The organism is Psychrobacter sp. (assembly GCF_030454045.1).
GTDB lineage: Bacteria > Pseudomonadota > Gammaproteobacteria > Pseudomonadales > Moraxellaceae > Psychrobacter.
Window position 1 is genome coordinate 1 of the sequence record NZ_JAKDJE010000110.1, and the last position, 6,627, is coordinate 6,627.

General features: G+C 45.8%; 7 protein-coding genes and 1 pseudogene. All 8 read left to right on the forward strand.

Translation table 11 applies throughout. The annotated features are described in order from the left end of the window. Positions 1 to 124: 124 nt before the first annotated feature. A pseudogene (locus tag L0G63_RS13145) lies at positions 125 to 211 on the forward strand (acetyltransferase); the annotation flags it as partial. Positions 212 to 214: 3 nt separating this feature from the next. After that, positions 215 to 496, forward strand: coding sequence for a hypothetical protein (locus tag L0G63_RS13150; protein WP_301451056.1), 282 nt, complete (start codon positions 215 to 217; stop codon positions 494 to 496). A gap of 175 nt (positions 497 to 671) precedes the next feature. Next, the gene (gene hisF, locus L0G63_RS13155; protein ID WP_301451057.1) at positions 672 to 1,454 is read left to right on the forward strand and encodes an imidazole glycerol phosphate synthase subunit HisF; all 783 of its coding nucleotides are present in this window, start codon (positions 672 to 674) and stop codon (positions 1,452 to 1,454) included. Between the two features lie 186 nt (positions 1,455 to 1,640). Further along, a complete protein-coding gene (gene ribE, locus L0G63_RS13160; protein WP_301451058.1) occupies positions 1,641 to 2,162 on the forward strand; it encodes a 6,7-dimethyl-8-ribityllumazine synthase in 522 nt (173 codons plus the stop codon). 215 nt (positions 2,163 to 2,377) lie between these two features. Next, positions 2,378 to 3,211, forward strand: coding sequence for a transcription antitermination factor NusB (gene nusB / locus L0G63_RS13165; protein WP_301451059.1), 834 nt, complete (start codon positions 2,378 to 2,380; stop codon positions 3,209 to 3,211). Between the two features lie 8 nt (positions 3,212 to 3,219). Beyond that, complete coding sequence (gene thiL / locus L0G63_RS13170; RefSeq protein WP_301451060.1) at positions 3,220 to 4,251, forward strand: thiamine-phosphate kinase; 1,032 nt, start codon at positions 3,220 to 3,222, stop codon at positions 4,249 to 4,251. Between the two features lie 3 nt (positions 4,252 to 4,254). Beyond that, on the forward strand, positions 4,255 to 4,860 hold the full coding sequence (locus L0G63_RS13175) for a phosphatidylglycerophosphatase A (RefSeq protein ID WP_301451061.1): 606 nt from the start codon (positions 4,255 to 4,257) through the stop codon (positions 4,858 to 4,860). A 167-nt stretch (positions 4,861 to 5,027) separates the two neighbouring features. After that, positions 5,028 to 6,404 carry a bifunctional UDP-N-acetylglucosamine diphosphorylase/glucosamine-1-phosphate N-acetyltransferase GlmU gene (glmU, locus tag L0G63_RS13180; protein WP_301451062.1) on the forward strand — a complete coding sequence of 459 codons (1,377 nt, stop codon included), beginning with the start codon at positions 5,028 to 5,030 and terminating at the stop codon, positions 6,402 to 6,404. The last annotated feature ends 223 nt before the right edge of the window (positions 6,405 to 6,627 follow it).

Genomic DNA, 6,627 nt, shown 5'->3' on the forward strand with positions numbered 1-6,627 from the left:
AATCTAGTCATAACACTATGATTGTCAATTATTCTATATATGTCAACACACCCTAATAGATGATAAATACAATAAAAAGCTGACTCGAAAATCGACTTTTAAAACCACAAACATCCCCGTAACGATTGAAAACGATGTTTGGATTGGTCATCATGCCATTATCAAATCAGGTGTTATCATCCATACAGGCGCTATAGTAGGTGCTGGCGCTGTCGTGACTAAAGACGTCCCGCCTTACGCTATTGTTGCGGGCAATCCGGCAAAAATACTCAAATATCGCTTTGAGCCCGAAGTGATTACTGCACTTCTTGCATCGAAGTGGTGGACCTATGATCTAGCAGAGATTGAGCCGAGCATCGGCTATGATAAGGTCGCCTCCATTCTTAAGGTATTTGACCACCCTAACCACTCACAATCTCTCAATAAAATACATGTTAAAGCATATCAGCTGACTTTTGATGCCTCTCGATATTTACTTCAAGTCAAAAACGTATAGTTCAGGATACTTTCTATCTATTATTAAGGCATACTGAGTCTATGCAAAAACCCGCTACTCATAAAACGATAGTAATGAGTGGATTATAATGATGTGGGCTTTTTAATTTTGCTAGAATGCGTAGATAGTTTTTTGTGCATTTTAGTAGCTGATTTTAATCAATAAGTGAGGCGACATGTTAGCAAAGCGTATCATTCCTTGTTTGGACGTGGACAATGGCCGCGTGGTCAAAGGCGTACAGTTTGTCGATATCAAAGACGCTGGCGACCCTGTCGAAGTGGCGCAGCGCTACAATGAACAAGGCGCTGATGAGATTACTTTTTTGGACATTACGGCGACCAGCGATGAGCGTGATACCACTTACCATACTGTCGAGCGTATGGCGGAAACGGTGTTTGTCCCCTTAACTGTGGGCGGCGGCGTGCGCAAAATTGCTGATATCCGCAATTTGCTCAATGCGGGCGCAGATAAAGTCGCAATTAACTCAGCTGCGGTATTTACGCCTGAGTTCGTCGGTGAAGCCGCGCAGAAGTTTGGCAACCAATGTATCGTTGTGGCCATCGATGCCAAACGCGTCGCTGACATCAACGTCGATGGCATTGTCGTGCCGCGTTGGGAGATTTTCACCCATGGTGGCCGTAAGCCAACCGGTATCGATGCCGTCGCTTGGGCGAGCAAAATGGCTGAGCTGGGCGCTGGTGAATTACTAGTCACTTCGATGGACGGTGATGGCACTAAAAAAGGCTATGATTTGGCACTCATGCAACAAATTACGAGCCGCGTCAATGTGCCCGTTATCGCCTCAGGTGGCGTTGGTAACCTGCAACATTTGGCAGAAGGCGTGTTAGAAGGCGGCGTCGATGCGGTACTTGCCGCCAGCATTTTTCACTTTGGTGAATATACCGTGTCGGAGGCCAAAGCCTATATGGCAGCACAAGGGATACAGATGCGTCTGTAGCACGCTCGTAAAATATAAATAACACCCAAAAAAATGCTATCATAGTGCTAACCATTTATTTTCGTTCAATTAACTAGGCCACCGTCAACATGATGAGCAACCAAGTTACGTGAATATATCAGACTATTTAGCCACGCATTTACATCCCTATTTTAATTAAACGCTTTATTAAGCAAAGGATTTTTTATGTCGAATTTACAACAGCAGCGCAACGACGTGACTCATATCGATGGTAACTTGCATCAAAACGCTGACGCGCGCATTGGTATTGTCGTCGGTCGTTTTAACGGTTTTGTCGTTGAGTCATTGGTTGATGGTGCCATCGATGCTCTACTTCGTCATGGCGTATTGGGTAGCAACATTACCGTTATCCGCGTTCCTGGTGCATTCGAGCTACCACTTGTCGCCCAGCGCGCTGCGGAGTCTGACCGTTTTGACGCCATTGTGGCATTGGGTGCAATCATCCGTGGCAGCACGCCACATTTTGATATCGTAGCCAGCGAGTCTGCTAAAGGTTTAAGTAGCGTTGCTATGGATTATAATATCCCTGTTGCCAACGGTATCATCACTACTGACAGCATCGAGCAAGCTATCGAACGCTCTGGTACCAAAGCAGGTAATAAAGGCTCTGAAGCTGCGATGGTCGTATTAGAGATGATCGCTGTCTTATCACAGCTAGACATTGATGACGATATCGATGAAGCGTAAGCTTTAAAGCTCAAATTTATTAGTCTAACTGGTGCTGCTATTGAGCAATAGCAGCACCTTGTAACATGACGCCAGCTATCAACACACTGGCTATTTTTTGAATTTTCGCCGTATTTCTATACTCTTTGAAGTTATAAATAAACAAAGCTAAAAAGCTACTTTGTTATTTATATTTTGACTGGGTATCATCTCAAAAATTTAGGTACAGACCCCCTATGACTGACCAACTCAAGCGCGCTATCAGCGCTGCGAAAACCGCACAAGCCAATCAAGCTGAAGCTACCCGTATAGCGAGCAGTAGTGCAGGTGATCAAACCTTCGATATGAGTGAGTCTTCTTATAAGACCAGTCACACTGCTATCCGTAAGGCGCGCCGCTTTGCCATGCAAGGCCTATACGAGTGGCTCGTCACCGACCGCCGCTTTGATGTCGATGGCAAGCTTGGCTGGAAAGACAATGCGCCGCATGATATCGCGGCTCGCACGCGCGCAACCAACGCCATGCACACCGTCCATATCGGCTACTATCATGAAATGATGCGTGACATCCCAGAGCAGATCGACGCGCTAGACGCGCTTATCAGCCAACACCTTGATCGTGAGATTGATAAGTTAGATACCGTTGAGCACGCTATTTTGCTAATTGGTGCTTATGAGCTACAAAACCGTATGGAGATTCCTTACAAGGTTGTACTCGATGAAGCGATGAAGCTGAATAATCACTTTGGCGCGACTGACGCTCATAAACTGATCAATGCAGTATTGGATAAAATGGCTGGTGAGCTACGTGCTTTAGAGGTACAAGCAGATACCAATGCCAACCTACGCACGTCACAAAAAGCGGCGGCTAAACAAGAAGCCACTGTAGCAGACAACGCCAAAGCGGCATCTGAGACGACAGACGCTATCGATGCGGCACCAACTGCATCAAGCAAGCCGCGTATCAGTGCTAACAAAACCAACGTCAAACGCAGTAGTGCCAGTAAAACCAGTGCCAATATCAGTGACTTCAAGGCGAGCAAGAAAAACGCTAACGATACCAAAGACTAAGACTAGTTATGAACGAGTTTGAGCTGATTGAGCGTATATTCTCACAGATGCAGGCCACGCATGCGCCATTAACGGATATCGAAAAAGGTATCGGTGATGACGCGGCTGTGATGGCATTGCCAGCAGGATCACGCTTGGTTAGCTGCATTGATACATTGGTTCAAGGGCGTCACTTTCATGCTGACTTTGCACAAGTAGATAAGCTTGCGTTTGAAATTGGTTATAAAGCGGTCGCGGTTAATGTTTCAGACATTGCAGCGATGGGCGCTACCCCACATAGTATTTTGCTAGCGTTGGCATTGCCTGAGCGTCTAGCGAATCATGAATGGCTCACGACATTTGCCAAAGGATTGTTTCATGCCTGCCAGCTGTTTGGCGTAACGCTGATTGGTGGCGACACCACGCGCAGCGAGCGCCTAGTGCTAAGTGTCAGTGCGCAAGGATTGCTTGTCGCAGATACACCAGCTGTTTATCGCTCAGGGGCACAAGTTGGCGATAAAATCTATGTCTCAGGCACCCTTGGTGATGCCGCTTATGCGCTACAGCATCCTGACAGCGCACAAGGCATAGAACTGGCGCATCGCTTGCACATGCCGACGCCGCGCATCGCTTTGGGTGCAACATTAGCGAAAACTGGTGCAACTGCGATGATCGATATCTCTGACGGTCTTTATCAAGATCTTGGACATATCTGTCAGCAAAGCTCAGTCAGTATGCGTATTCATTTAGATCAATTACCGAGTAGCGAGTCACTAGCCACGGTAGAGTTATCTGAGCGTTTGTTATGTCAATTAGCGGGTGGCGATGACTACGAATTGGCGTTTACCTTGCCTGCACATATTGAACCACCTACTTCTAATACGCCTATCACTTGTATTGGAGAAATCGTTGCGCTCGCAGATTCTATTGCGACAGATGCCAAATCGCCTAATCACTCACGTCTTGAACTGTTTTATCAAAATCAGCCAGTCACACCGACTCAATCTGCCCCCTTCTCTACGTGGCCTAATCTCACCGGCTATCAACATTTCACAGGCTAATCCATGACTGATCAACACTTATCTAAGCCTGATATTCGACAAGCAAATGACTGCCCGCCTCTACCAATCGGTGCCAGTATGCTTGACCGCATGGTTTATTGGCTCGGACTAGGTTTGGGCAGCGGCCTACCTCGACGCGCGCCCGGTACGTGGGGCACGGTTGGTGGTCTGATTGTGGGTGTGCCACTGATGAGCTTGGGTTTCGTTCCTTTTTTAATCTTGACGATTTTGTCGTGTTTGGTTGGTGTTTGGATTTGCGGGCGTACGTCAGAGTTGATGCAAGTACATGATGATCCGCATATTGTGTGGGATGAATGGGCTGGCATGTGGATTACCCTATTGCCGTTATCTTATATTCTCTCTTATTTATTTCCAGCATCTGAGGATATGGTATCGATGATGCTAATGCCGATGTTTTGGGGCTGGCTACCGACTGCTTTTATCCTATTTCGCGTATTTGATATCCTAAAGCCACCACCGATTGGCTGGGCAGACAAAAAGGTTGCGGGTGGCCTTGGGGTAATGTTGGATGACATTATTGCAGGGATTATGGCAGCAGTGATTTGGTTGATTATTTACATCATTGTGATGATGTTTATGTCTTTTTAATATTATTCCGCGGAAATCATTACTTCGGTTTAGCCATCTTACGTATTTGTTTTTGCTTGCTTAAGTTTTGGGTATTCAAGTTACAAAGCCTGAACGTCATAATTTTTTTTGTGCAAATTTTTACGCTATAATTCAACATTATATTTTGTTACATTTGTAGGCTTATTATGACATCTCCTCTTTCTGTGATTATCTTAGCTGCCGGTAAAGGCACGCGCATGCAGTCGGCAAAGCCGAAGGTACTGCAAACATTGGCTGGTAAATCGTTACTCGGTCATGTACTGGACACCTGCCATCAGCTAACGGTTGATGAGACCATCATCGTACATGGCTTTGGCGGTGATCAAGTAAAATCAGAGATTAGCAGTCAATACACACAGTCGACGATTACATGGGTTGCTCAAACTGAGCAATTAGGCACTGGCCATGCGGTCAAAGTCACTTTGTCCGATTTACCAACATCAGGGCAAAGTTTGATTTTGTATGGCGATGTGCCATTGGTCAGCTGCCAAACATTGACGGCCTTAAAAACTGCAAATACTGACGGCATGTCGATGCTGACGTTGACTGTTGACAACCCATTCGGGTTAGGCCGTATCAAACGTGATAAGTCAGGCAACATTGAAGCCATCGTTGAGCAAAAAGATGCCAGTGCTGACGAGCAAAATATTAGAGAGATCAACAGTGGTATCTACTGCGTAGACAACGCCCTACTGCATAAGTATTTGCCAGAGCTCTCTAACAATAACGCGCAACAAGAATATTACCTCACTGACATCGTCAAAATGGCCGTCACTGATGGTATTACGATTGCGGCGATTGAGCCTGAGCATACGTTTGAGATTGAAGGGGTTAATAACCGCCAACAACTCGCAAGCCTAGAGCGCACGTGGCAACGCAAGATAGTCGCCGACCTACAAGAAGCGGGCGTTCAATTTGCCGATCCCACGCGCGTGGATATTCGCGGGTCGTTGAGTGCCGGACAAGATGTGTTTATTGACGTCAATGTGGTATTTGAAGGCGACTGCACTTTAGGCGACAATGTCTATATTGAAGCAGGCTGCGTCATCAAAAACGCTCAGATAGGCAATGCTTGTTATATTAAGCCTTACTGTGTGATTGATCGCGCTGACATCGGAGCTGGTGTCGACATAGGACCTTTTGCACACCTGCGTCCTGATACGGTATTGTCTGACAACAGCAAAGTCGGTAACTTTGTTGAAATTAAAAAATCAACAATCGGTCAAGGCAGTAAAGTAAATCACCTAAGCTACATCGGTGATGCAACTGTCGGCACAGGCGTCAATGTCGGTGCAGGTGTCATTACTTGTAATTACGATGGTGTCAACAAGTCGCAGACCATCATTGGAGATAATGCCTTTATTGGTTCCAATGCAAGCCTAGTCGCGCCAGTAACCATCGGAGACACGGCTACCATCGCTGCAGGCTCTGTCATTACCAAAGACGTTGATAGTAGTGCTTTAGCATTTGGCCGAGCTCGTCAGGTACAAAAAAATGACTTTCAACGACCGACTAAAAAATAACTGGTTTATCGAAAGTTTGATCAATTGCCGTCATTCTTGAGTAAACCTAAGCAGTACGGCAATCGTGGTAGTACTGCTTCATCATACTTTTGAGCTAATAACTGAGCATTGGTAGCTAACGACACTTACTAGTCTTGTACCATCATATATTGAATTATTAAAAAACAAAGGGGCTGTCCTAGATAACTAGTTCAAACCCTGTTTAACCCATTGTTTTAATTGT